The sequence below is a fragment of the Enterobacter cloacae complex sp. ESBL7 genome (genome assembly GCF_041679625.1).
Taxonomy (GTDB): domain Bacteria; phylum Pseudomonadota; class Gammaproteobacteria; order Enterobacterales; family Enterobacteriaceae; genus Enterobacter; species Enterobacter asburiae_B.
In genome coordinates this window covers 1-458 of sequence record NZ_JBGORN010000043.1, presented here as the reverse complement: position 1 = coordinate 458, position 458 = coordinate 1, and the positions used below count along the sequence as shown (strand labels likewise).

Genomic DNA, 458 nt, shown 5'->3' with positions numbered 1-458 from the left:
AACCATTGCAATGGAATTTTCAACTTCCGAAGTTATTTCCAAACTCAGTAATCCGTTTTGGTTCCAAAGTTTTGGCGCGGTGATGGGTATGGACTGGCATTCGTCGGGAATTACGACTTCAGTATTGGGCGCTTTGAAAAAGTCGGTGAATCCGCATTCAAAAGAATTGGGCATTTATATTTGCGGAGGAAAAGGAAAGCATTCAATGCAAACGCCGGCTGAATTATTAAACGTTGGACAACGGACAGGTCTTGACGGCAATCTGCTTTCGAATTGCAGCAAACTTACCGCTAAGGTCGATAACACTGCGATTCAGGATGGTTTCCAACTTTACCAGCATAATTTTATCGTTGACAACCAGGGCCAGTGGGCAGTAATCCAGCAAGGCATGAATCCGCTGACCAAAACGGCGCGGCGCTATCACTGGCATTCTGAAAATCTGCAGTCTTTTATAAATG

General features: G+C 44.5%; 1 protein-coding gene. It reads left to right on the top strand.

The features are described from left to right. Nucleotides 1-458 (top strand): DUF763 domain-containing protein (locus ACERY3_RS25375; protein WP_373226805.1); only part of this gene is annotated, 458 nt, incomplete at both ends.